Genomic DNA, 25,050 nt, shown 5'->3' with positions numbered 1-25,050 from the left:
TCGCCACATCCACACCAACGACCACCTGCGAATCAAGGATTGTCATGGCCCACCCTCCGAGCTAGGGTTTAAAGACTTGTCGGGGTTCACCGTTGCGCTGGCTTGTTTCTATCGTCGGTCCGAGCCGATGCATTCCTTATCGGCGCATTAGGTGAAGGGGTGGGACGAAGTCTCCCACGGTCTGTACTGGTCAGAGTCAGATGACGAGCTTTAGTCCCACCCACCCCTTCAAGTCTAAACATACAAGCGAGCCTGCTCGCGATGAGGTCAGGTCATTCAATACATCTGTTGAATGATAGGGCGCCATCGCGAGCAGGCTCGCTCCTACAGTTTTACAGGTGGTCTCAGATATTGCGGTTCACCCGTTTTGGCATCATCCGCAACAACGTGTTATCGCCCACCACATAGTGGTGATAGAGCCCGGCGACAGCATGCAATCCGATCAGCCAGTAGCCGATGGTGCCACCGAGCACATGCCAGCCTTCCAGTTGTTTGGCGAACGCCTTGTCTTCGGCCATCAGCAACGGCAAGTCGAAACCGTAGAACATCACCTGATTGCCTTTGGCACTGGTGATCAGCCATCCGAGAATAGGCATGGCGATCATGAAAATGTACAGCGCCCAGTGCATCAACCTGGCCAACAGCGTTTGCCAGCGCGGTGAAGCGGGAAAGATTTGCGGCGCCGGGCCGAGGCTGCGCGCGAACAATCGCAGCCAGACCAGAACAAACACGGTCAGGCCGAGCATGAAATGTGATTCGACGATCAGCGTGCGGCCGCCGCTGCCCTTGGGGAAGATCCCGCGAAGCTCGATACAGGCGTAAACCAGCGCCAGCAGAACCAGCATCAACCAATGCAGCGCGATCGATACGGTGCTGTAGCGCGAGGCGGAGTTTTTCCACGGCATACGGTGTTCCTCACAGGTCCGGTTTAAAGCCACCGTTCTTGTTCGACGGTGTGCTTTAACTGTAAGCGTTTTTTACCGGATTTGCCTGAGGCTAATGGTCGCTGGCTGCTCTGATTCAGCTGATAGACAGGAAGAACGCACCGCCCCCGTAGGAGCGAGCCTGCTCGCGAAGGTCTCAAGTACGTCGCGGTTACCCAGCGGGTACGCGTCATCGTTGACGACCATCGCGAGCAGGCTCGCTCCTACGGGGGGCGGTGTTACGTTGTGATCAGCTCGACTGCGGCATCTCGCCATTGGCCAGGCGCTTGTTGATGTCAGCAATGACTTGCGGCAAATCGGTGATGGTGTCGATCATGTAGTGGGGGCGCGAACCTTCGAACATCGCGTGGATGCGCTTGCGTTCGCTGTCCAGTGTGTCGCTGTCGAGGGCGCGGTACCCTTCGTAATCCAGGCCCAGCGCGTTGCCCGAGCAGATCAGCGCCACTGTCCACATCCCGGCACGGCGCCCTTCAAGAATGCCTGGCACGGTGTCGTCGATCTTCACGCAAGCGGCGACATCGTCAATGCCCAGGGCGATGACGTTGGCCAGGGCCTGGGCCGGCCATGGGCGACCGTTCGGGACTTCGTCGGTGGCAACCACGTGATCGGCGACGTAGCCGTTGGTGGCAGCCAGTTCGACCACTTTGTCCATGACCTGTTTCGGATAGCCGGAGCAGGAGCCGATCTTGATCCCTTGCTGGCGCAGGTTGGCGATGGTCTCCAATGCCCCCGGAATCAGCGCCGAGTGTTCGGCGATTTTTTCGATCTGCAGCGGCATGAAGCGCTGGTAGATGGCGGTAACGTCATCGTCGGTCGGCGTGCGGCCGAACACGTTGCGATAACGCTCGGCAACCTGCGGTTGATCGCACAGGGTGCGGATGTGATCCCACTTGCCCATGCCCATTGGGCCACGCGCTTCTTCGATGGACACCTGAACGTCGAACTCGGCGAAGGCTTCGACGAAAATCTGTGTTGGCGCGAAGGAACCGAAGTCGACGACGGTGCCGGCCCAGTCGAGGATGGCGGCTTGCAGTCTGGTTGGGTTGGTGTAGTTCATGGTGATCTTAATCCTGTAATAACTGGCTATTGGAGAGCAGCTTTACTGTAGGAGCGAGCTCGCTCGCGATGGTCTTTCATTCAACATGTGAGTCGACTGACCGGGCCTCATCGCGAGCAAGCTCGCTCCTACAGGGGGAATGTGGTGTGGGTTAGATCTCTAACACTTCCATCTCGCGCAACACTTCAGCGATCGCGGCCACGGCTTCACGCATTTCGGCCGGTTGAACGTGACCGATGCAGCCAACGCGGAAGGTTTCGACCTGGGTCAGCTTGCCAGGGTAGAGGATGTAACCCTTGGCCTTGACCCGTTCGTAGAACTCCTTGAATGCGTAGCGCGGATCTTTCGGGGCGTGGAAGGTGGCGATGATCGGCGCCTGGATCGCGGCGGGCAGGAAGCTGCGCAGCCCCAGTTTGCCCATCTCTTCCATCAGAGCCTGGCAGTTGGCGGCGTAGCGCTCATGCCGGGCCGGCAAGCCGCCTTCTTCGTTGTATTGCAGCAGGGCTTCGTGTAGTGCAGCGACCACGTGGGTCGGCGGGGTGAAGCGCCATTGGCCGGTCTTGGCCATGTACGAATGTTGGTCGTGAAGGTCCATCGCCAGTGAGTGCGAATTGCCGGCAGCGCTGGCCAGGGATTCTTTGCGGGCGAAGACGAAGCCCATGCCCGGTACGCCTTCCAGGCATTTGCCTGACGCAGCGATCAGCGCATCGAACGGCACCTGCTGCGCGTCCACCGGCAGGGCGCCGAAGGAACTCATGGCGTCGATGATCAGGCGTTTTCCGTGTTGCGCAATGACCTGAGCGATCTCCGGCAGCGGATTGAGGATGCCGGTGCTGGTTTCGCAGTGGATCAATGCAACGTGGGTAATACCGGCATCGGCACGCAGCAGGCGGTCGACATCGGCGGCGGTGGTTGGCTCGTCTTCAGCGGTTTCGAAGGTGCTGAAAGAGCGACCGAGTACTTCGCAGATCTTCGCCAGACGTTTGCCGTAGGCGCCGTTGATCAACACCAACACTTTGCCATCGCGAGGCACCAGCGTGCCGATGGCCGCCTCGACCGCGAACGTGCCGCTGCCTTGTAACGGCACGCAGTGGTGGGTGCTGGCGCCGTTGATGATCGCCAGCAGTTGCTCACACAGGCTGGCGGTCAATTGATTGAAGCGGTCATCCCATGAACCCCAGTCAACCATCATTGCCTGACGGGTGCGGGCCGACGTGGTCAACGGGCCGGGGGTGAGCAGGATGGGGGCGGCAATACTCATTCTCGTGTCCTCGCATTCGATGGGATGAAGCTACGGGGCTTAAATTGCAATTTGCCGACTTATCAATCAAATTGTTTGTTGTTATGCCAGCCATCAGTGAGGCTTATTCATGAATCTGTTCCAGCTCCGTGCCTTCGACGCGGTGGCCCGGGAGGGCAGCTTTACCCGGGCGGCCGAGCGGTTGTTTATCAGCCAGCCGGCGGTCACAGGCCACATCAAGGCGCTGGAGGAGCACTACCAGATCACTCTGTTGCGCCGTACCGCCAGGCGCGTGGAATTGACCGAGGAGGGCACCAAGCTTGCGGCGATCACCCGGGCGATGTTTGGTCTGGCCGAAGAAGCACAGGTCATGCTGGAGGCCAATCGGCAACTGTTGACCGGGCGCCTGGAGGTGGCGGCGGACGGTCCGCACATGGTCATGCCGATGCTCGCGAGCCTGCGGGCGCGTTATCCGGGGGTCACCGTCAACCTGCGCCTGGGCAACGCCCAGGAAACCCTGGCGGCGCTGCTGTCCGAACATGCCGACGTGGCAGTGCTGACCGAAGTCGAGCCGCGCAAGGGGCTGCACCTGCAGGCGTTGAGTGAATCGCGGATTTGCGCGCTGGTGCCGCACACGCATCCTTGGGCGCAGAAGACCAAAGGCGTGCAGCTCAAGGATCTGGATCAGGTGATCATGGTGCTGCGCGAACCGAGCTCGATTACCCGGCGCACCTTCGATGAGGCGTGCGCCCAGGCCAAGGTCAATCCACGGGTGTTGCTGGAACTGGACAGCCGCGAGGCGGTGACCGAGGCCGTGGCTGCTGAACTGGGGGTGGGCGTGGTCTCGTCGGTGGAGGTCAGCCATGACCCGCGAGTGGCGGCGGTGCCGATCATTGGCGAGGGGTTGGTGAACCGGCACATGATGGGGTGCATGGAGCGGCGCCGGGATTTGCGCTTGATTCAGGCGTTTTTCGGGTTGGCGCCGGGCGGGTAGACCGAGGCGCCTGAATCGCTAGCAGGCTAGCTCCCACAGGGAATTTGTGCCGACCACAGATTATGCAGGCAACACAGGCCCACTGTGGGAGCTAGCCTGCTAGCGATGGAGCCGGACCTGCCTACACCAGACTCTCGCGCACCATCTCCAGAAAAGTCGCCACCACCCGCCGTGAGCTCTGCTCGCGCAAGCACACCAGGGTTTCCGTCAGCCTGCGTTTGCAATCAACAATCGGCAAGGCACAAACCCGCGAATCCGCACCAAACTCGGCAGCCGAAACAACGCCAACGCCAATCCCCACCACCACGGCCTCACGTGCTGCCTCCCGTCCCTCGACCTGAATGGCCGGACGGATGCGAAAGCCGGCGCCGGCCATTTCCTCTTCCAGCGTCTGCCGGGTCACCGACCCGATCTCCCGCAACACCAGTGGCGTGTCATCAAGGTCGGCCAGGCAGATGGATTCCCGATCGGCCCACGGATGGTTGCGCGACACAAACGCCACCATCGGGTCATTGCGCAGCGGCAATGAAAGCAAGCGTTCATCGCTGACATCTCGACCCAGCAACGCCAGATCAGCCTGGTAGTTGAAAAGTCGAAACAACGACTCATCGGTGTTACCGGTTTCGATTTTCACACTGATGCCGGGGTAACGCTCGCAGAACCGGGCAATCTGCGGCAGCACATGCACCGGCGCGTCGACCGCGAGAATCAGGCTGCCCGTCTGCAAGGCCTGGGAGTCCTGCAGTAACTCCTGGGCCTCGGCTTCGATGACGAACAGTTTTTGCGTGACGCTCAGCAGGCGCTCGCCCAGATCCGTCAGGCGCACCGAGCGTTTGTTGCGGTGAAACAACAACACGCCATAGCGCTCTTCGAGTTTGCGCACCTGATCGGAAATCGCCGGTTGGGTCAGAAACAGTCGCTCGGCGGCCTTGGTGAAGCTTCCATGCACCGCCACGGCGTGGAAAGCTTTGAGCTGGGCGTGGGACACCGACATGGGAAACTCCAGTAACAAGCTGAGCTTATATTTGAAATACGATAAATCGATTTCACTTATTAATCAGTAATTGTTTTTATCCACCTCAGCCCCGCTGACTGGTCAGTCGAACAGCAGCGGGTGCCATGAGCCTGTGCGTGCAACAACAGGACTCATCTGACCGGTATCCGCCGTAGGGACAGGGCGATATCGCAGTGCTCAACAATAAAAAAACAGGCGTTTTCTTCCAATTCTGCCGGCACACTCACACCCTGAGGTCAGAACCACAATGAACAAGCACATCGGCACCATCAAGCGTTGGCGCGTGCAGATCTTCGCGATCACCTGGCTCGCCTACGCCGCTTTCTACTTCACCCGCAAAGCTTTCTCGGTCGCCAAGTTGGGCATTGGCGAAGACCCGATGTTCATGCTCGACAAGATGACCATGGCCAACCTTGATGCCATTTACCTGGCCGCTTACGCTGTGGGCCAGTTCGGTTGGGGCATCCTGGCCGACCGTTTCGGTCCACGGGTCGTGGTGCTGGGCGGCTTGCTGATTTCCGCCGGTGCAGCTCTGGTGATGGGCAGTTTCGCGACATTACCGATCTTCGCCACCTGCATGCTGATACAAGGCCTGGCGCAGTCCACCGGGTGGTCGGGGTTGTGCAAGAACCTTGGCAGTTTCTTCCCCTCGGAGCAGCGCGGGCGGGTGTTGGGGCTGTGGAGCTCCTGCTACGCCTTTGGTGGTCTGGTGGCCTCGCCGTTTGCCGGCTGGTGGGCGTACACGTACATCGGCAGCTGGCATGCGGCGTTCATTTCCAGTGCGGTGGTGGTTGGGCTGGTCGCCGTGCTGTTTTTCATTTTTCAACGCAACAAACCGCAAGACGTTGGCTTGCCGGCAGTGGAGCCGGAACCCGAGCTGACGGCTGAACAAGCCGACGCGCAAAGCAAAATCAGCATGTGGGAGCCATTGAAGGAAATCCTGCGCAATCGCACGGTGCTGGTCCTGGGCCTGGCGTATTTCATGCTGAAACCGGCGCGCTATGCGATTCTGCTGTGGGGGCCGGTGATCGTCTTCGAGCAGATGCCTTCGGTCGGCAAGGTGGGCGCGGCGATCATACCGACCGCGTTTGAACTGGCCGGGTTGCTCGGGCCGATCCTGATTGGCCTGGCCTCGGACAAACTGTTCGGCGCCCGGCGCATGCCGGCCTGTGTCATCAGCCTGCTGGCGCTGACCGTGTCCCTGGCGTTCTTTATGGGGGCCCTGCATACCGGCAGCGTGCTACTGGTGGTAGCGCTGTTGTTCGTCATGGGCTTGACCCTCTACGGGCCGGATTCGATGATCAGCGGTGCGGCGGCCATTGACTTCGGTACCGCCAAGGCCGGCGCCACGGCGGCGGGTTTCGTCAACGGCTGCGGTTCGGTCGGGGCGATTCTCGGCGGATTGTTGCCAGGCTATTTCGATACCGTAACCGTCTTCATCGTCTTCGCCGGCTGCGCAATGTTCTCCGCCCTGGTGCTGATCCCCCACTGGAACAGCCGTCCCGGTGGCCAGGGCACCCACTACGCCTACGTGCCCAACCGGGCAATGGCCATCAAACCCCTGCGAACCTGAATCCTGTCCCGCGCGGCCTGCTGCACTGGCGGCGGGTCTGCGTGTGGACGTCTGACTGGAGATTGACCCATGAGACCCTTTTGGCTGGACCAGGCCTTGAAGGCCGATGCATCCCAAACCTGCCCGCCACTGCAAGGCGATAGCCGTGCCGATGTCTGCATTGTCGGGGGCGGATACACCGGGTTGTGGACCGCCATCATGCTCAAGGAGCAGAACCCCGAACTGGACGTGGTGCTGATCGAGGCGGACATCTGCGGCGCTGGCGCCAGTGGTCGCAATGGCGGCTGTGCGCTGTCGTGGTCGGCGAAATACTTCACCCTTGAAAGACTGTTCGGCGTCGAGGAGGCGGTGCGGCTGGTCAAGGAGTCCGAGCGCAGCATCCATGCCATTGGAGCATTCTGTGAGCAGTATGCGGTGGATGCCGATTACCGCCTTGATGGCACGCTCTATACCGCCACCAACCGTGCACAAGTGGGTTCGACTGACGCGGTCATCGCGGCGCTGGAACGCCACGGCATCAACTCGTTCACCCAGCGGCCGGTGGCTGACGTGCAGCGCATGGCCGGTTCCAGCAAGCACCTGGAAGGCTGGTTTTCCCCGGCAGCGGCCAGTGTGCAGCCGGGCAAGCTGGTACGCGGGTTGCGCCGGGTCGCCCTGCAACTGGGCGTGAGGATTCACGAAAACACCGCGATGACCGGCCTGGAAGAAGGCAAGCCAGCGGGGATTCAAACGCCGAACGGCACGATTCGCGCCGACCGGGTGGTGCTGGCCATGAATGCCTGGATGGCCCGCGCTTTTGCGCAGTTCGAGCGCAGCGTGGCGATCGTTTCCAGCGACATGTTGATCACCGAACCACGGCCGGATCTGCTCAACGAGATCGGCTTGACCAGCGGCGTCACGGTTCTCGATTCGCGGATTTTCGTGCACTACTACCACAACACTCCGGACGGCCGGATCATGCTCGGCAAGGGCGGCAACACCTTCGCCTATGGCGGGCGCATGCTGCCGGTGTTCGACCAGCCATCTCCTTATGCCGGCCTGTTGCAAAGCAGTCTCGCGGATTTCTTTCCCAGGTTTGCCGACGTCAAGGTCGAGGCCACCTGGAACGGCCCGTCGGATCGCTCGGTGACCGGCTTGCCGTTCTTCGGGCAGATGAGCGCCAGTGGCAACGTGTTCTATGGTTTCGGTTACTCCGGCAGCGGTGTCGGACCCTGTCATATGGGCGGGCAGATTATTGCTTCGATGGTCATGGGCCTGGACAACGCCTGGACCCGTTCGCCGTTGGTGAACGGACCGCTTGGCTTTTTTCCGCCGGAGCCGATTCGCTACCTGGGGTCTTTGATGGTGCGCAATGCCATCCGCCGCAAGGAACGGGCCGAAGACCATGGACACCGCCCTCGTCACCTGGATGTACGCCTGGCGAAGTTCGCGGCGGCGGCAGGCAAGGCCGACAAGGGCTGATGTCAGCGTTCGAAGTCCGAACGATTGACCAGCCAGTCGAGTAGCAGGCGACTATCCCCGGCAGGCCTGGGGGGGCGAGCGGGGGGAGGCGGTTCGGGTGTGACCATGACCGCGCAGACCACTGGGCGATCCGGATCGCTGGCGAGAAAGTTGACCATCACATCGCTGCCGGCCAGTGGCAGCCGGCTCAGGTTGATGGGGTCCTGCGCGCAGTTCATCGCCACCGGCAGCCAAAGCCCTGCAGCGTCATTTGTATCCGTTTCCGGGCTGGGCCAGATGTCTACCCGGATTCGACCTTGTTCATCCCTGTCTGCCGGTTGTCCTGACGGGCCACTCACTCGACCTGGCTGATATCCCGGGATACTTGGCCTGGGTTGCTTGAGTGCCGGTCGGAACGGAGTTGACCAAGGGATGACGGTAAACCGGTTGCGGTAATTCGTGACCTTGTCTGGCGTGCCTTCGGCAAGGCTCGATGTTTGTTGCCCTTGATGCCGTACCTCGGTGACCAGCCATTGATCATTGAAACGGGTCAAGGGGTGGTCTGATACCTGCACGATCCGGGCACAACGCAATGCAATCAGATTACTGTGCCCGTGTATTTGCAGCTGTCGGCAACGCAGGCCCTCCAACTGTCGACGACTGAGTTGATCGCGATACTGTTGCTCGTGGGCAGGATTGCGCAGCGGTGTCGAGGAGGGGGGCAGGGGTGGCCAATCATGGCGCTGGAACAGCTCACTGATTGCCGGCCCCTGGTGCTCACCGTACGTGTTGCTTTGGAACCTTCCCGCAAGTGGTTCCTGGGGGAAGCTCAGGCAATCATCGGCCAGAACCAGAACATGCCCTTGGCGCTGATGCTCGAAGTGATAGTGGATGCCTTCTTCCTCGCAGAGCCGTTGCAGCAGGTCCAGGTCTGTTTCTTCGTATTGAATGCAAAACGGTCGCACCGGGTAATGGCCGGTCGTCAATTCGAAGCGGTAGCTGTCGGCAGGCAATTCATGTTGCTCCAGCACCCGGCGCAGGATCATGGGCGTATTCATGTGCTGGAAAATGCACCGCCGGCGATGCTCGCCCAGTCTTTCAAGGCTTGGCACCAGCACCAGCTTGTAGACGACCCGCAATGCACAACGATATTCGAAACCGGCGCTACGCAGGACGCCATGGATGCCCTGACCCAGGCCTAGCTCGAGGTAGGCCGGCTGGTGCAAAAAGTGTTCGAGCTTGATGGCCGGTGCCAGGCCGATTACATCGATGTCGAAACGGTAAGGTTGGTTGAGCCCTTCATGACCGCTGAACTGCACCACCTGAAAGTGCAAATCATCGTCGAGCAGGGTCAGGGTGAATGGACTTTGCGTGTCGTTGTGCATCGAACTCGCTGCTGTCGTGGAATACGGACGAAGAGGGTACGAAACCGCAGCCCTTTGTTGTCACCGCAAATTGACTTTTCAGAATCGCCCTACAAACGCTGGTGAAGATGTCGATGCAAGGCGGATTTTTTGGTCGATTGCCGACTTTAGGCCGTATAAACTTGCGCAAAGCGTCGGCCAATAGATGTCTCGGCGCCATCGACAAGAGAGTGAGTAATGGGCGCACAGTGGAAGGTTAAACACAAAGAAGCGGCAGCCAATGCCAAGGGCAAGATCTTCGGCAAACTGGTGAAAGAAATCACCATCGCTGCACGCAACGGTGCCGATACCACCACCAACGCACACCTGCGTCTGGTGGTCGAACAGGCCAAGAAAGCTTCAATGCCCAAAGAAACACTGGATCGCGCCATCAAGAAAGGCGCGGGCCTGTTGGGCGAAACCGTGCAATACCATCGTGTGACCTATGAAGGATTCGCGCCGCATCAGGTGCCGTTGATCGTTGAGTGTGTGACCGACAACATCAACCGCACCGTGGCTGAAATTCGCGTGGCGTTCCGCAAGGGTCAGCTGGGTGCTTCCGGCTCGGTGGCGTGGGACTTCAACCACGTTGGCATGATCGAAGCCTCGCCGGACACCCCGGACGCGGATCCTGAAATGGCCGCCATTGAAGCCGGCGCCCAGGATTTCGAACCGGGTGAAGACGGTGCGACCCTGTTCCTGACCGAACCTACGGACCTGGACGCGGTACAGAAAGCCCTGCCGGAGCAAGGTTTCACCGTGCTCTCGGCCAAGCTGGGCTACCAGCCGAAAAACCCGGTCAGCGGCCTGAGCGATGAGCAGATGGCCGAAGTCGAAGCCTTCCTGGAAGGCCTCGATAACCACGATGATGTGCAGGACATGTTTGTCGGGTTGGCGGGTTAAGTCTTTGTGTCAGTGACGGTTCTGTTGTCTGGCAGACCGTCATCGTCGGATCGCCGCCAGAGCAGGCTCGCTCCCACAGGTTTTGTGTCATCCACAAAAATCCCTGTAGGAGCGAGCCTGCTCGCGATTGACCGCGAAGCGGTCAGGTGGCATTCAACGCCTGGATAATTTCATTGAATCCAGGTCGAGTCAGCACTTGCGGCTGACAACAACGCTCTAGCAAGTCTTCCAGAGCCTCTCGCTGCTCATCGCTCAACCCTGAGTCGATCCGCTCCAGCAATTCCCCCAGCAACACCCCGAACGCCCGTACCTCGATCCGCTGCAACGCCCGACTCTCAAGGCTGTCATCCGTGGCATGGAATGACGCTGCGCCAAAGTCTCCCAGCAAACAGTCGCCCTGTTCATTGCACAAAATGTTGTGCCCGTAGAGATCGCCGTGGGTGATGCCATGCCGGTGCAGGTGTTCGGCCACCGAAGCGATGCCGCAGGCGATACGTAGCGCTACTGCCGCGTTGAGGCGCAGGTCGTCGGCATACACATCACGGCTGCAGGACGCCAGGCTTGGCAGTCCGGCGAGGTTGCGGTAATTCGGTGTGATCAGTTGCATGACCAGCCCGGCCGCGTCTTGTGGATGACCGACGATGCGGCCTTCGACGCGGATCAGGTTCGGGTGCAGGCCAGCGGTGATGCAGGCATTCATCTCGTGCAAGGGTGAGCCGTCGCTGGTCATCTCGCCTTTGTAGAGTTTCACCGCAACCGCAACCGGCACCGCCGGCTGATGGGCCGGTTGCCAAACGGCTTGGTGGATGACCCCGGACGCGCCTTCGCCCAATTGTTGCTCCAGGCGCAACGTCGACCAGTCAATGCGCGCGGTGGCGTCGAGGGCGGCGGTATCGGCCTCGGTTTCCAGCGGATTGCCGGCGTAAGCCAGCCACGTCAGCCTCGGTAGCGTCAGCAGCCATTGTGGCAACTCGGTCAGCTGATTGGCGGCGATGCGGATCAGTTCCAGTTGATGGCAATTGCTTAATGTCGGCGGCAACGCTTGCAAACGGTTTCCGGCGAGCATGAGTTTTTGCAGATGTGGGCGCTCACCCAATTCAACGGGCAGCGTCTCGATGCAATTGTCGGTGAGGATCAGCCAGCGCAGCAGCGGCGGCAACGCAGCGCCGGGGACATGAGCAATGCGGTTGGCCTTGAAGCCGATCATCGTCAGTTCGGCGCATTGGCCGAGGCAGGCCGGCAAATCGGTGAAGCGGTTATCGGAGCAGAACAGTATGCGTAAACGGGTCAGCCGATGCAGGTCTTGCGGCAGTGCGCTCAAGGCATTGCCGCTGAGGTTGAGCACTTCGAGCGAGTCCGCCAGATCGAAGATTTCCCGGGGGAACTCGCTCAGGCCTTCGGCCAGATCCAGCCGCGTAATGCCCGACAGTTGGCCGGCGCGCAATTGTGCAAGGGTGTGCATGAACGGGTTCACTATTGATCAAGGAGCAGGCACTGGGCCCGGAAATGGGGGACATGATAGCGGTTATGGTGTGTTGCCTGTCAGTCCGGTTCCCTGACTTGCGCCAATTGTCCCAATCGACTGCGAGTGCGCGCCAGGTCAATGGCATCACCGCCCAGGCTTTCTCGCAACGAGTGCTGGCCAAGCAAAACCAGGTGCTTGTCCTGGTCGTACAACACGTCAATCAGGTTGATGAAACGCTGTTGCGCGGCCATCGTGCATTCAACCAGTGGCGGCAGGTCATCGATGATCCAGCTGTCGAAGTGACGGCACAGTTCCAGGTAATCCATCACCGCCGTGGGGCGGTCGCACAGGTCGGCAAAGGTGAAGCCGATGCGCCGTCCTTCGCAGAACCGTGCCTGGAACTGCCGGGTGCCGACGGCCAATGACACGGGCGGCGCGTCGCGCTGAGGCAGGTTCAGCGACAACCGTTGCGCGACGCTGGCCGGCCAGACGTAGTGGCCCTGGGTGAACAGCTGTTGCGCGTGGGTGCGGGCCTGGCTACGGTAGTCGTGGGGGCCACCGACTTCCATGACTTGCATGCGGGCGTTGATCAGATCGATCACCGGTTTGAAGCGCGCGTGATACAGCGGGTTGGGCAACAGGCCCTCGGGCGGGTAATTGGAGGTGACCAGCAGCAGGATGCCGCGCTGGAACAGGGCCTTGAACAGCCGCGTGATGAGCATGGCATCGCCGATGTCGTGCACATGGAACTCATCGAAACACAGCACCCGACAATCGCTAAGCAATTCATCAAGGGTGGTCGCCAGTGCGTCAGGCTGCTCGCGATGGGTGAACATGCCGTGGTGCAGCCTGGCGAAAAAATCATGAAAGTGCAGGCGTTGTTTTTTCGTGAGGGGGACGGCCTGGAAAAAACCCTCGAGCAACCAGCTCTTGCCGCGTCCCACGGCGCCATGCAGGTAAAGGCCGGGAAGGGGTTTGGTCGAGGAGCACGGCAACGCTGTGGCGTACCGCGCCATGCAGTCGATCACGCGCTGTTGGCTGTGGCTGAGGGTGTAACCCTGGGAATGTGCCTTGTGGCGAAAGAAGTCGTGGATGGCTTGACCGCTGGCAGCGCAACCTGCCGCCGAAGCCTTGCCGAAAAGACGGCGCAACAAGGACCAGCGTGGTGTGAGTCGCGAACGCTTGGGTGGTCGAACGGCCACGTGATATCACCTTCATTGACTGGCGAGCTCCCCCGAGCTGCAGCGGTGTAGTGTAACCAGAGCGGCTTTGCGCTGCGATATGCTGATCCCTAGAATTGCACGGTCTGCCTGAGCATCTGCGCAGCAGGCGTATCCACCGGGCTGACCATTGCGTAGTTGTAGCCACCTCCAGACCAATACTCGGCCTGCAACCCGTTATCGCGACGACTGCCCCTTGGCAGCAGGAAGTTTTTCGGCCCCGGTGGCCGGACGTAGAAACTGATTTTTTGCCCGCCATGATTCTCATAAATCACCATCGCCGCCGGTCCTTGCTCGGTGCTGAGCAAGCGCCCGCTCGCCGGTTTGAAACCCGCACCCGAAAGGTCAGGCAGGCGATTGGCTTGATTGAAATAACGGTCGAGCCACTCTTGCATGTTGCCACCCTCAGCGGCTTTGTAGTCCGCGGGCAGGATGCCTTGCTGGGCAATCAGGCGGTAGGCCTGAAGGGCATCGGTCATCGGTAGCGGGGCCGCGGCAAGCGTCATCTCGCGTGCCTGCCAGCCGCTGAGTCCGCCGACGCTGACGGCGATCAACAACACCGCCGCGCTGGCCAGGTGACGACGGGACTGGTGTTTCAGGCGTTGGCGAATCGCGACCGGATCCAGGTCCGGGTTGGCCGGTTGCTGCAAGGCACCACCCAACGCTGCGCGCAGTGCCTGGGCATCGTGCTGCCAGGCGCGGACCTGCGCGGCTGATTGCGGGTTGCTGGCGAGAAAAGTTTCCACCAGGTGTCGGTCGCTGTCGCTGAGCTGATGGTCGACAAAAGCATGAAGGTCACGTTCGTCAGGGGGCATGCTGATCATTTGAGTCTCCGCAGGGAAGGGCGGTTGATTTCGCCATCGCTGAGCTGGCGCAGGGCCTGGCGAGCCCGGGACAGGCGGGACATCACGGTGCCGATGGGGACGTCAAGAATCTCGGCGACCTCTTTGTAGCTCAGGCCTTCGACCGACACCCACAACAGCAACGCACGTTGTTCGGTGGGTAATTGGTCGAAGGCGCTGAGGGTCGATTGGGCAATGACCGTGCGCTCCACCGACGGCTGCGTATCGTCGCGTCCGGTAAAAAATTCGAGCATGCGCGCATACCTTCGCGAGCGTCGGTGTGCGTCGAGAAACTGCCGATAGAGAATTGAAAACAGCCAGGCGCGCAAATCACCATCGACACGTTTATCTCCCCAACTCGACAGCGCACGCTCGAGGCTGGCCTGGACCAGGTCGTCGGCGCTGCTCGGGTTGCGCGTCAACGACACAGCAAATCGCCGCAGTCGGGGAATGATTTCTCGCAGTTTTTCGTCGATATCGTTCATGAAGTTCTGGCTAGTCACTACGCTCTGGACTAGGAAGACGCCCGATACGGGAGGTTATTCCACGCTTGGAAAAATAAACACCGCACGTGGGAATAAACCGGTGTGCGGTTCGTCTGCTTGATTCTTCTCACTTGCGGCCGATGGCCCTGGAGTTTTTCATGGTAGATCGATCATCACCGCCAACGGGGCCGGATCGGCCACCGCTGAGTGCCGCGAGCCTGACACTGCGACTGACGGGCATCGCGGTCGTCGTCGCGGCGCTGGCCGGGGCGTTTGCCTACGTCAATGGCACCTTGGACCCAGAGCGTCTGACGCCAAAAAAACTGATCAATGTGCTGGAAACCAACAACGGAGTGCACCCCGGTTTTCGTCGCAATCATTCCAAAGGCGTGTGCGTGATCGGCCACTTCGAGAGCAGCGGCGAAGCTCGGAGTTACTCCACCGCCCAGGTGTTCAATGAGGCACGGACGCCGGTGGTGGGGCGTTTTGCGTTGCCTGCGGGCAATCCTTACGCGCCGGACAACGCCGTGCCGATCCGCAGCCTGGCGCTGCGTTTCAACCAGGCCAACGGTCAGCAATGGCGTACCGGGATGAACAGCATGCCGGTCTTCCCGGTGGGCACGCCTGAGGCGTTTTATCAGTTTCAAAAAGCCCAGTCACCCGATCCGGCCACCGGTAAACCGGACCCTAAAGCGGTGCCGGCGTTCTTTGGCTCGCACCCCGAATCCGCGCCGTTCCTGGCGTGGGTCAAGACGGCCAAACCTTCGGCCAGTTACGTCACCGAAACCTATAACAGCGTCAACGCGTTTTACCTGGTCAACGCCACCGGACAGCGCCAGGCCGTGCGCTGGAGCATGGTGCCCGTCGCGCAGGATGCGCCGGGCGCGACCGCACCGGAGGGCGGCGATTTCCTGGAAAAAGACCTGGTGCAGCGCATCGCCGCAGGTCCGTTGCGTTGGCAGTTGAACATCACGCTTGCCGACCCAGGCGATCCTGTCGACGACGCCAGCAAGGCCTGGCCAACTGGGCGCAAGGTATTGAACGCGGGTACTTTGGTGCTTGAAAGCACCCAGGCGCAACTGAAGGGTGAGTGCCGTGACATCAACTACGACCCGCTGGTATTGCCTGCCGGTATCGAAGGTTCCGACGACCCATTGCTCGCCGCTCGTTCCGCCGGATACGCCAATTCCTACCTGCGTCGCACCAGCGAAGTCAGCCAATTGCCCGCCGCCAAACAGGAGGCCCAGCAATGAGCACTCAACCCAAACACTTCGCACCGTTGGCGCGCCTGCTGCACTGGCTGATGGCACTGATGATCATTGCCATGCTGTTTATCGGCGCGGGCATGGTTGCCTCGGTGTCCGAACGGCATGAATGGCTGATTCATCTGCACAAACCCTTGGGCATCGCCATTTTGCTACTGGTGATTGTGCGGCTGGTGGTGCGTTTCTCCACCACACAGCCACCGTTGCCCGTGGACCTGCCGGGTTGGCAGGTATTGGCGGCCAAGGGATCGCATGTGTTGCTGTATGCACTGATGCTGATTTTGCCAATTCTGGGTTGGGCGATGATCTCGGCTTCAGGTGAGCCTGTGATGCTCGGCACTTCGCTACAGTTACCGTCCATTGTTCCGGCGAATGCGCAGGTGTTCGCATTTTTGCGTAAGGCTCACGGGTATCTGGCGTATCTGCTGTTCTTGACGGTGTTGCTGCATCTTGCGGCGGCGTTGTTTCACGGCTGGGTGCGTCGCGATGATGTACTGGACAGCATGTTGCGGGGTAGGGATCGCGGGTAGTTGTCACGAAAAAAAGATCGCAGCCTGCGGCAATTCCTACGGATCGATGCGTTTTTCGTAGGAGTTGCCGCAGGCTGCGATCTTGTGACGCTCAGGGTAATCAGCGCAGGGAGTCGACCATCTGCGCCACAGTCGTCAACACATCCTTGCCCAATTGCTTCGAACGCTTGCCCGACCACCCGGTCAGTGGATTCGGCGCATCGTTGTTGTCCTTGAACGGCATTTCCAGGGTCAGCGACAGGCAGTCGTACTTCTGACCAACGCTGTTGCAGGCCAGGGTCATATTGGCTTGGCCCGGCTTGTCGAGGACGTAGCCATGAGTGGTCTGGAAGTCCTTGGTCAGGTGCTTCAGATGACTGCGAAAGTGTTCTTCGAGTTTGGCGATGCGTGGCGTGTAACCCGGGTTGCCTTCGCAACCGGCGGTGAACACGTAAGGGATTTCTTCGTCGCCATGGATGTCGAGAAACAGATCGACGCCGTACTGTTCCATCTGCTGCTGTACGAAAAAGACCTCCGGGCTGATTTCCTGGCTGGCGTTTTGCCAGGCGCGGTTCAGGTCCTGGCCCATGGCGTTGGTACGCAGGTGACCGTGGAAGGCACCGTCCGGGTTCATGTTCGGCACCAGATACAGGTCGGCGCTGGCCAGCAGTTTGTTCATTACCGGGTCATCGTGCTTTTCAAGGCGCTCAATCACCCCTTCCATGAACCACTCGGCCATGTGTTCGCCCGGATGCTGCTGGGCGATGATCCATACCTTACGCCGGCCTTCAGCACCGGTGCCTTTGCGCAGTAACTGGATATCACGCCCTTCGACGCTCTTGCCGGTCGCCAGCAGTTCGGTGCCGGCCTTGCTCAGCGCTTGCTCGATCAGCCAGTCGTGGCGGCCACGGCTGTAGGGCTCGAAGTAGGCAAACCAGGCGTGGGTAGCAGTGGCTTCGAGGCTGAAACGCAGGCAGTCGCCTTCGAAAATGGTGGGCACACGGAACCAGTTGACGTGGTCGTAGGAGGCTACGGCTTGATAACCATCCCAGGCTTTGTTGTATGAGGATTTGCTGGCGTTGCTCAGGCGAAACCAGTGTTCCTGGCCGACATGCAGGCCGCTGGCCTTGAAGTGAAACCACTGGAAATGCGGGCTGCGTGTATCAGGCTTGATGGCCAGCAACGCTTGCAATGGGTTGCTGATATCCAGCACTTCAATATTGCCGCTGTCGAAGTTGGCACTGATATCGAAAGAGGATTTAGCCACGGTCATAGTCGTTTCCTGAATATGATTTTATGGCGGCTACTTTACACGCAAGGCTGGGGTGAAACCGAGTGAAATTGCGGGGTGCAAGGGGGGCGTCCTCCTTGACGCGGACGCAGCTTAGAGGCTGTGCGATTGATTCTCAAGTGCTATTTCTATTTTAGTTTGGGTCAATAATGACTGGCTTCTCTTGCCAACAGATATTCTTTTGATATTATCCGCGCCATCGAATTGGCAGCACCCAAAAGACTTCATTAGCCTGAAGCCAAAGCCAGAAAAACTGGCAAAAAAAGACCCGGCAAAAAGCCGGGTCAAAAACCGTGATTAGCCTGATGAGGAGATAGTCCAGGAGACCGACCTAAGGTCACCTGGTCCATCACTGATCTCGCGACCAGTTGATGCAATAATAATCATTCTCGTTTGCAAGTCAAACTTTTTTATCTGCACGATTGGAAAATTCTTTCCCGTCCTTTTTTTACGTTTCAAATTCAGCCCTTCTGATGCCCTTCCAGCGATCGGTCAACCATCGCCTTGGCCATGTCGATCATGTGTACCGTCGAGAACGCCAGGTCCCGATTGGCTCCGAACAGGTGACTGGCCGACTCGAACGCTGTCGCCGCAGCGCACCGCAACAGGTCCGAGGCGTGAAGCAATGCCTCCTCACAGCTGACGCTGCGGTTCACATCAAAAAAACGCGGTTCGCTTACATCCTCTGACACAGCTGGTTTCAAGTAGTAGTCCAACGCACGCTGGGCCGCTGCCGAGCCTTGGGGCGAGGTGAGGGAGGTGTCTATCTGGATGTCGGGCAAGTCGTTGGCGTGTTCGTTCATGACGATGGCAAAGCTCCGTGATTGATTCAGATCCGAGAACTCATCCTAGTACGGTTTGTATTTGTGACGACAAATTAAATACTACAATGTGTGTTTTGATGGCTGGAGTCGTCCACGTATCGTGCCGCACATGGATAAATGGATTGAATTGGTCAAAGCCAAGATGAGTGAACTCAAAATCACTCAGGAAATACTCGCCGAACGTCTCGGGATGTCCCAGGGGGGCATAGGTCACTGGCTCAACAAGCGTCGCGAGCCGGGCATCGATGACATGAACCGGGTGTTGCACGCGCTCGGCCTGGGGTTTCTCGAAGTGGCCCTGGTCATCAGAGAGCCGCAGGCGTCACAGGGCGACGAACTTTCGCTGACGCAAAAGTACAACCCGTACTTCCGTTACCCGGTCAGTGACTGGCGCGAACCTGTGGAGGTACGTGATGGTGAGCGGACCGTGTATGGCAAAGAGCAGTTCGAACTGACTGACTACCACGCCCAGGGCGCAGCCTTCTGGTTGAAGGTGGCAGGTGATGCGATGACCGCTCCCAGTGGCGTCAGCATCCCGGAAGGCATGTTGATCCTGGTGGACCCGGATATCCATGCCGCTCCCGGCAAACTGGTGATTGCCCAGTGGCCCGACAGTAGCGAAGCGACCTTCCGCAAGCTGATCGAAGAGGGCGGGCAGCGTTACCTGGTCCCGCTCAATCCGACGTATCCGAAAGCCTTGTACTCAGAGGAATGCAGAATCCTCGGCGTAGTCGTTCAGGCAACGATCAAGTTCTAGTCAGATCGGTCCCGGTCAAGCGAAGGACCGATCTTCATTTCAGGCTTCTTCCAGTTCAACCAACGCACTGCCTTCGCTGACCATCTCGCCTTCCTGGCAATACAGTGCCTTGATCACACCGGCATGGGGTGCGCGAATACTGTGTTCCATCTTCATCGCTTCCAGCACCACCAATTGCGCCCCGGCTTCCACCGATTGGCCGGCCTCTACCAGCACGCGGACGATGCTGCCGTTCATGGGGGCGGTCAGGCCACCCTGATGGCTGTGACTGGCTTCGACGGCGCTGATCGGGTCGTAGGTCTCGATGCGGCGCAGTTCACCTTCCCATTGCAAATACACGCAGTCGCCACGGCGAATGGTTCGGTGCTGGCGACGTACCCCGTTATGTTCGGTCAGCAATTGCTCACCGTTGAGTTGTGCGGTCTCGGAGCAGACATTACCCAGGGTCAGCGCACGATCCTGGTCCTCGCAACTCAGGTGCAAGGTGATTTCACGAGGCAGACCGAACCGCAAACCATTGGCGTTCGACCAAGGTGAACTCGGGTCATCGGCGCGGTTCGCACTTGGCTGGCTTTGGGCAAAAGCCTGGGCGGCGGCTTGCCAGAATTCGTCGTCAAGTTGCGCAGGCGCGGGCAGCAGTTGTTCCTGGTAGCGCGTAATGAAACCGGTATCCAGTTCAGCGGCGGCAAACGCAGGATGCGCAACGATGCGGCGCAGGAAGTTGATGTTGGTCTTCAATCCGCCGATGGCGAACTCATCCAGCATGCTCAGCAGGCGCAAACGGGCTTGCTCGCGGTCCTCGCCCCAGGCAATCAGCTTGCCCAGCATCGGGTCGTAGAACGGCGAAATTTCGTCACCTTCTTCAACGCCGCTGTCCACCCGGCGACCCGCACCCGGCGCCGATTCGCGGTACAACGCCAGGCGACCGGTGGCCGGCAGAAAGTCATTGCCTGGATCCTCGGCATACAGCCGTACTTCAATCGCATGGCCGATCAATGGAACCTGATCCTGGGTCATCGGCAATGCTTCGCCACGGGCCACGCGAATCTGCCAGGCCACCAGGTCTAGACCGGTGATGGCTTCGGTGACCGGGTGTTCTACTTGCAGGCGTGTGTTCATCTCCATAAAGAAGAACTCGCCGCGCGCGTCCAGCAAGAACTCCACGGTACCGGCGCCGACATAACCGATGGCCTGCGCTGAACGCACGGCAGCTTCGCCCATGGCTCGACGTAGCTCTGGGCTCAAACCCGGCGCCGGGGCTTCTTCGACGACTTTCTGGTGGCGGCGCTGAATCGAGCAGTCACGCTCGTTGAGGTACAGGCAGTTGCCGTGCTGATCAGCGAACACCTGGATTTCCACGTGGCGCGGTTTGAGCAGGTACTTTTCCACCAGCATCCGTGAGTCGCCGAATGACGATTGCGCTTCGCGCTGGGCCGAGGCCAGGGCTTCGGCCAATTGGCTGACGTCTTCGACCACTTTCATGCCTTTGCCGCCGCCACCGGCCGTGGCCTTGAGCAGCACCGGGTAGCCAATGCGTTCGCAGGCATCGCGGAAGGTGTCGAGGTCCTGGGCTTCACCGTGATAGCCCGGCACCAATGGTACGCCGGCGGTTTCCATCAAGGCTTTGGCGGCGGACTTGCTGCCCATCGCATCGATGGCCGAAGCGGGTGGGCCGAGGAAAATCAGGCCGGCGTTTTCGATAGCGCGGGCGAACCCGGCGTTTTCCGACAAAAATCCGTAACCGGGGTGAATCGCCTGGGCGCCGCTGGCCTTGGCCGCTGCAATCAGTTTGTCGATTTGCAGATAACTGTCGGCCGCTTTGCTGCCACCGAGGTCGACGCGGATATCGGCTTCGCGACTATGGCGGGCGTCTCGATCGGTGGCGCTGTGCACGGCGACAGTGGTCAGGCCCAGGGCCTTGGCGGTGCGCATCACCCGGCAAGCGATTTCGCCGCGGTTGGCCACCAACAGGGTAGTGAGAACAGGTGTGCTCATCAGCGGGGCTCCTTGGTGGATTCGGCTTGCCAGGTCGGCGGACGTTTTTGCAGGAAGGCACGCAGGCCTTCCTGGCCTTCGGGACTCACGCGGATGCGGGCGATGGCGTTTTCGGTGTAGCGGCGCAATGCCGGGGTCAATGAGCCGTCACCGACTTCGCGCAACAGGTCCTTGCTGGCGCGCATCGCGGCCGGACTGTTGAGCAGCAGGTTGTCGATCCACTGCCCGACTTTCTGTTCCAGTTCGGCACTTGCATAACTCTCCGACAACAAACCGATTTCCCGAGCCCGTTGCCCGCCGAAGCGCTCAGCGGTCAAGGCATAGCGTCGGGTCGCTCGCTCGCCGATGGCTTGCACCACGAACGGGCTGATCACCGCCGGCGCCAGGCCGATGCGCACTTCCGACAGGCAGAACTGCGCGTCATCGGTGCCGATGGCCATGTCGCAGCAACTGATCAGACCCAGCGCGCCACCAAAGGCTGCGCCTTGCACCACGGCCAGGGTCGGTACTTTCAGCTTGGCCAGGTTGTACATCAACTCCGCCAACTCTCGCGCGTCGTCGAGGTTGGTGGCGTAATCGAGTTCGGCCGATTGTTGCATCCAGGCCAGGTCGGCGCCGGCGCTGAAGTGCTTGCCGCGACCGCGCACGATCAGGAATCGCAGGCTGGCATCGCTCGCCACTTTGTCGAGGGCAAGGATCAGCTCGCGGATCATTTCGGCGTTGAAGGCGTTGTTCTTTTCTTCACGGCTGAGCCACAGCGTGGCAAAACCACGGGGGTCGTTCAGCAGTTCGAGGGTGTTGAAGTCGCTCATATTCGTCCGTCTCCACAACTTTGTCCTGTAGGAGCGAACATGCTCCGGGCGGCGTTCCGACGATAGTCCTGGAGACGCCGCTGGGTGTCAGGTTCGCAACGTTATCGTTGACGACCTTCGCGAGCGTGCTCGCTCCTACAGAGATCTAGATCACATCCGGAACACGCCGAAGCGGCTCGGTTCGATTGGCGCGTTCAACGACGCGGACAAGGCCAGGGCCAGTACGTCGCGGGTCTGGGCCGGGTCGATGACACCGTCGTCCCACAGGCGCGCGCTGGAATAGTAGGGGTGGCCCTGTTCTTCGTACTGATCGAGGATCGGTTGTTTGATCTCGGCCTCCTGCTCGGCGCTGAAACCCTGGCCGCTGCGTTCAGCCTGCTCACGCTTGACCTGTACCAGCACGCCGGCCGCCTGTTCGGCACCCATCACGCCGATGCGCGCATTCGGCCACATCCACAAGAAGCGCGGATCGTAGGCGCGGCCGCACATGCCGTAGTTACCGGCGCCGAAACTGCCGCCGATGATCACGGTGAACTTCGGCACCTTGGCGCAGGCCACAGCCGTCACCAGTTTTGCGCCGTGCTTGGCGATGCCGCCGGCTTCGTATTTCTGGCCGACCATGAAGCCGGTAATGTTTTGCAGGAACAGCAGCGGGATGCCGCGCTGGCACGCCAGTTCGATGAAGTGCGCGCCTTTCTGCGCCGCTTCAGCGAACAGGATGCCGTTGTTGGCGAGGATCGCGATCGGGTAACCGTGCAGGTAGGCAAAACCGCAGACCAGCGTGGTCCCGAACAAGGCTTTGAATTCGTCGAATACCGAACCGTCCACCAGCCGTGCAATCACTTCGCGGACGTCGAACGGTTGCTTGGCATCGGCCGGGACCACGCCGTACAACTCGTCGCTGCTGTAGAGCGGGGCGATTGGCGTGCGTTGCTGAACCTCACCTTGCTTGCGCCAGTTGAGGTTGGCGATGCTGCGGCGGGCCAGCGCGAGGGCGTGTTCATCGCTCTCGGCATAATGGTCGGCTACACCGGAAATCTTGCAGTGCACATCGGCCCCGCCAAGGTCTTCGGCACTGACCACTTCACCGGTTGCGGCTTTCACCAGCGGTGGACCGGCGAGGAAGATGGTCGCTTGTTCGCGGACCATGATCGCTTCGTCGGCCATTGCCGGCACATACGCACCACCGGCGGTGCAAGAACCCATGACCACGGCAATCTGCGGGATGCCCATGGCGCTCATGTTGGCCTGATTGAAGAAGATTCGGCCGAAGTGCTCACGGTCCGGGAACACTTCATCCTGACGCGGCAGGTTGGCGCCGCCGGAGTCCACCAGATAGATGCATGGCAGTCGATTCTGTTGCGCGATGGTCTGGGCGCGAAGGTGTTTCTTCACGGTCAGCGGGTAATAAGAGCCACCCTTAACTGTGGCGTCGTTGGCGACGATCATGCATTCGATGCCTTCCACACGACCGATACCGGCAATCACGCCAGCGGCGGGGACGTCTTCGCCATACACCTCGTACGCCGCCAGTTGGCTGATCTCCAGAAACGGCGAGCCCGGATCTAGCAGGCGGTTGATGCGCTCACGGGGCAGCAGTTTGCCCCGTGAGGTGTGGCGTTCCTGAGCCTTCGGGCCACCACCTTGTGCCACCTGGGCGAACAGGGTGTGCAACGCGTCGACCTGCTTGAGCATCGCCGCGCTGTTGGTGGCGAACTCCGCTGAACGGGGGTTGAGCTGGGTATGCAAGGTAGCCATGGACAGCTCCGTTTAGCGGGTTTCGTTGAACAGTTCGCGACCGATCAGCATGCGACGGATCTCGCTGGTGCCGGCACCGATTTCGTACAGCTTGGCGTCACGCAACAGCCGGCCGGCCGGGAATTCGTTGATGTAGCCGTTGCCGCCGAGGATCTGGATCGCATCAAGGGCCATTTGCGTCGCGCGTTCGGCGCTGTAGAGGATCACGCCGGCAGCGTCCTTGCGCGTGGTTTCGCCGCGCTCGCAAGCCTGGGCCACGGCATACAGGTAGGCACGGCTGGCGTTGAGTTGGGTGTACATGTCGGCGACCTTGCCCTGGATCAGCTGGAATTCGCCGATGCTCTGGCCGAACTGCTTGCGGTCGTGAATGTACGGCACGATCAGGTCCATGCACGCCTGCATGATCCCGGTCGGTCCTCCGGACAGCACGACGCGTTCGTAGTCGAGGCCGCTCATCAGCACTTTCACACCACCGTTGAGCACGCCGAGGATGCTCTCTTCCGGCACTTCGACGTCATCAAAGAACAGCTCACAGGTGTTCGAACCGCGCATGCCGAGCTTGTCGAACTTGTTGCTGCGGCTGAAGCCTTTCCAGTCGCGCTCGACGATGAACGCGGTGATGCCGTGGGGGCCTTTTTCCAGGTCGGTCTTGGCGTAGATCACGTACGTGTTGGCGTCCGGACCGTTGGTGATCCAGGTCTTGCTGCCGTTGAGCACGTACTTGTCGCCACGCTTATCAGCGCGCAATTTCATCGACACCACGTCGGAACCGGCATTTGGCTCGCTCATGGCGAGGGCGCCGATGTGCTCGCCGCTGATCAGCTTGGGCAGGTATTTGGATTTCTGTTCGTGAGTGCCGTTGCGGTTGATCTGGTTGACGCACAGGTTGGAGTGGGCGCCGTAGGACAGCGCCACCGAGGCCGAACCACGGCTGATTTCTTCCATCGCTACGACATGGGCCAGGTAACCCAGACCGGCACCACCGTACTCTTCCGGTACGGTAATGCCGAGCAGGCCCATGTCGCCGAATTTGCGCCACAGGTCGGCGGGGAACAGGTTGTCGATGTCGATCTGAGCGGCGCGCGGGGCGATCTCCTTGGCGACGAAGGACTGAACCTGATCGCGCAACATGTCGATGGTTTCACCGAGGGCAAAATTCAGGGATGGGTAGCTCATGGGTCACCTTTTGGCGTTTTTGTAGGGTGGGGAGGGCAGTGATTCGGCTCTCACCTTTACGTTAACGTAAGCCTGTGACGAA

At 60.1% G+C, this 25,050-nt stretch carries 22 protein-coding genes; 7 read left to right on the top strand and 15 right to left on the bottom strand.

Annotated elements, in window-relative coordinates; all coding sequences use genetic code 11:
• Nucleotides 1-344 precede the first annotated feature (344 nt).
• From AD668_RS19925 to AD668_RS19915, 3 genes are all read right to left on the bottom strand, one after another.
• Complete coding sequence (locus AD668_RS19925; protein ID WP_053161503.1) at nucleotides 345-905, bottom strand: cytochrome b; 561 nt, start codon at nucleotides 903-905, stop codon at nucleotides 345-347.
• 268 nt (nucleotides 906-1,173) lie between these two features.
• The gene (gene phnX / locus AD668_RS19920; protein WP_053161502.1) at nucleotides 1,174-2,001 is read right to left on the bottom strand and encodes a phosphonoacetaldehyde hydrolase; all 828 of its coding nucleotides are present in this window, start codon (nucleotides 1,999-2,001) and stop codon (nucleotides 1,174-1,176) included.
• Between the two features lie 151 nt (nucleotides 2,002-2,152).
• Entirely contained in the window at nucleotides 2,153-3,262 is a 1,110-nt protein-coding gene (locus AD668_RS19915; protein WP_053161501.1) for a 2-aminoethylphosphonate--pyruvate transaminase, read from the bottom strand.
• Nucleotides 3,263-3,371: 109 nt separating this feature from the next.
• Between AD668_RS19915 and AD668_RS19910 the strand changes: the two genes are divergently transcribed.
• Entirely contained in the window at nucleotides 3,372-4,235 is an 864-nt protein-coding gene (locus tag AD668_RS19910; protein ID WP_053161500.1) for a LysR substrate-binding domain-containing protein, read from the top strand.
• Nucleotides 4,236-4,356: 121 nt separating this feature from the next.
• Here the strand turns inward: AD668_RS19910 and AD668_RS19905 are convergent, their stop codons facing one another.
• Nucleotides 4,357-5,229: a LysR family transcriptional regulator gene (locus tag AD668_RS19905; protein ID WP_053161499.1), complete on the bottom strand. Its 873-nt coding sequence runs from the start codon at nucleotides 5,227-5,229 to the stop codon at nucleotides 4,357-4,359.
• A gap of 268 nt (nucleotides 5,230-5,497) precedes the next feature.
• Here AD668_RS19905 and AD668_RS19900 point away from each other — a divergent pair, with 268 nt between their 5' ends.
• Nucleotides 5,498-6,823 (top strand): MFS transporter, encoded by a 1,326-nt coding sequence (locus AD668_RS19900; protein ID WP_053161498.1) that lies wholly within the window; start codon nucleotides 5,498-5,500, stop codon nucleotides 6,821-6,823.
• A gap of 69 nt (nucleotides 6,824-6,892) precedes the next feature.
• Nucleotides 6,893-8,284, top strand: a complete 1,392-nt coding sequence (locus tag AD668_RS19895) for an FAD-dependent oxidoreductase (RefSeq protein WP_053161497.1) — start codon at nucleotides 6,893-6,895, stop codon at nucleotides 8,282-8,284.
• A gap of 2 nt (nucleotides 8,285-8,286) precedes the next feature.
• Here the strand turns inward: AD668_RS19895 and AD668_RS19890 are convergent, their stop codons facing one another.
• Nucleotides 8,287-9,648: a type VI secretion system Vgr family protein gene (locus tag AD668_RS19890; RefSeq protein WP_053161496.1), complete on the bottom strand. Its 1,362-nt coding sequence runs from the start codon at nucleotides 9,646-9,648 to the stop codon at nucleotides 8,287-8,289.
• Nucleotides 9,649-9,864: 216 nt separating this feature from the next.
• On the opposite strand from AD668_RS19890, the gene AD668_RS19885 reads away from it, so the two are divergent.
• Complete coding sequence (locus tag AD668_RS19885) at nucleotides 9,865-10,569, top strand: YebC/PmpR family DNA-binding transcriptional regulator (protein ID WP_053161495.1); 705 nt, start codon at nucleotides 9,865-9,867, stop codon at nucleotides 10,567-10,569.
• Nucleotides 10,570-10,711: 142 nt separating this feature from the next.
• On the opposite strand, the gene AD668_RS19880 is transcribed toward AD668_RS19885, so the two are convergent.
• The 4 genes from AD668_RS19880 to AD668_RS19865 all read right to left on the bottom strand — a co-directional run bounded on the left by AD668_RS19880 (nucleotide 10,712) and on the right by AD668_RS19865 (nucleotide 14,581).
• Entirely contained in the window at nucleotides 10,712-12,031 is a 1,320-nt protein-coding gene (locus AD668_RS19880) for a leucine-rich repeat-containing protein kinase family protein (RefSeq protein WP_053161494.1), read from the bottom strand.
• A gap of 80 nt (nucleotides 12,032-12,111) precedes the next feature.
• Nucleotides 12,112-13,236, bottom strand: a complete 1,125-nt coding sequence (gene zapE, locus AD668_RS19875; RefSeq protein ID WP_053161493.1) for a cell division protein ZapE — start codon at nucleotides 13,234-13,236, stop codon at nucleotides 12,112-12,114.
• Between the two features lie 89 nt (nucleotides 13,237-13,325).
• Nucleotides 13,326-14,078: an anti-sigma factor gene (locus tag AD668_RS19870; RefSeq protein WP_053161492.1), complete on the bottom strand. Its 753-nt coding sequence runs from the start codon at nucleotides 14,076-14,078 to the stop codon at nucleotides 13,326-13,328.
• A complete protein-coding gene (locus tag AD668_RS19865; RefSeq protein WP_053161491.1) occupies nucleotides 14,075-14,581 on the bottom strand; it encodes a sigma-70 family RNA polymerase sigma factor in 507 nt (168 codons plus the stop codon). Before AD668_RS19865 ends, AD668_RS19870 begins: the two co-directional genes overlap by 4 nt.
• 158 nt (nucleotides 14,582-14,739) lie before the next feature.
• Here AD668_RS19865 and AD668_RS19860 point away from each other — a divergent pair, with 158 nt between their 5' ends.
• Both AD668_RS19860 and AD668_RS19855 read left to right on the top strand, forming a co-directional pair.
• Nucleotides 14,740-15,834, top strand: coding sequence for a catalase family peroxidase (locus AD668_RS19860; RefSeq protein WP_053161490.1), 1,095 nt, complete (start codon nucleotides 14,740-14,742; stop codon nucleotides 15,832-15,834).
• Nucleotides 15,831-16,376 carry a cytochrome b gene (locus tag AD668_RS19855; protein ID WP_053161489.1) on the top strand — a complete coding sequence of 182 codons (546 nt, stop codon included), beginning with the start codon at nucleotides 15,831-15,833 and terminating at the stop codon, nucleotides 16,374-16,376. The genes AD668_RS19860 and AD668_RS19855 overlap by 4 nt, the downstream gene beginning before the upstream one ends.
• Before the next feature lie 100 nt (nucleotides 16,377-16,476).
• On the opposite strand, the gene AD668_RS19850 is transcribed toward AD668_RS19855, so the two are convergent.
• Nucleotides 16,477-17,628 (bottom strand): M14-type cytosolic carboxypeptidase, encoded by a 1,152-nt coding sequence (locus tag AD668_RS19850; RefSeq protein ID WP_053161488.1) that lies wholly within the window; start codon nucleotides 17,626-17,628, stop codon nucleotides 16,477-16,479.
• A gap of 479 nt (nucleotides 17,629-18,107) precedes the next feature.
• On the bottom strand, nucleotides 18,108-18,449 hold the full coding sequence (locus tag AD668_RS19845) for a DUF6124 family protein (protein ID WP_053161487.1): 342 nt from the start codon (nucleotides 18,447-18,449) through the stop codon (nucleotides 18,108-18,110).
• 130 nt (nucleotides 18,450-18,579) lie between these two features.
• Here AD668_RS19845 and AD668_RS19840 point away from each other — a divergent pair, with 130 nt between their 5' ends.
• Nucleotides 18,580-19,227, top strand: coding sequence for a LexA family transcriptional regulator (locus AD668_RS19840; protein ID WP_053161486.1), 648 nt, complete (start codon nucleotides 18,580-18,582; stop codon nucleotides 19,225-19,227).
• Between the two features lie 39 nt (nucleotides 19,228-19,266).
• Here the strand turns inward: AD668_RS19840 and AD668_RS19835 are convergent, their stop codons facing one another.
• From AD668_RS19835 to AD668_RS19820, 4 genes are all read right to left on the bottom strand, one after another.
• Nucleotides 19,267-21,222, bottom strand: a complete 1,956-nt coding sequence (locus AD668_RS19835; RefSeq protein ID WP_053161485.1) for an acetyl/propionyl/methylcrotonyl-CoA carboxylase subunit alpha — start codon at nucleotides 21,220-21,222, stop codon at nucleotides 19,267-19,269.
• The gene (locus AD668_RS19830) at nucleotides 21,222-22,034 is read right to left on the bottom strand and encodes a gamma-carboxygeranoyl-CoA hydratase (RefSeq protein WP_053161484.1); all 813 of its coding nucleotides are present in this window, start codon (nucleotides 22,032-22,034) and stop codon (nucleotides 21,222-21,224) included. Before AD668_RS19830 ends, AD668_RS19835 begins: the two co-directional genes overlap by 1 nt.
• Nucleotides 22,035-22,184: 150 nt before the next feature.
• The gene (locus tag AD668_RS19825) at nucleotides 22,185-23,792 is read right to left on the bottom strand and encodes a carboxyl transferase domain-containing protein (protein WP_053161483.1); all 1,608 of its coding nucleotides are present in this window, start codon (nucleotides 23,790-23,792) and stop codon (nucleotides 22,185-22,187) included.
• Between the two features lie 12 nt (nucleotides 23,793-23,804).
• Entirely contained in the window at nucleotides 23,805-24,968 is a 1,164-nt protein-coding gene (locus tag AD668_RS19820) for an isovaleryl-CoA dehydrogenase (RefSeq protein ID WP_053161482.1), read from the bottom strand.
• Nucleotides 24,969-25,050: the final 82 nt, after the last annotated feature.

Source organism: Pseudomonas sp. P1.8, assembly GCF_001269805.1.
In the GTDB taxonomy this organism is placed as follows: Bacteria; Pseudomonadota; Gammaproteobacteria; order Pseudomonadales; family Pseudomonadaceae; genus Aquipseudomonas.
The sequence above is the reverse complement of the archived record's forward strand: the minus strand, read 5'-3'. Positions and strand labels throughout refer to the sequence as shown.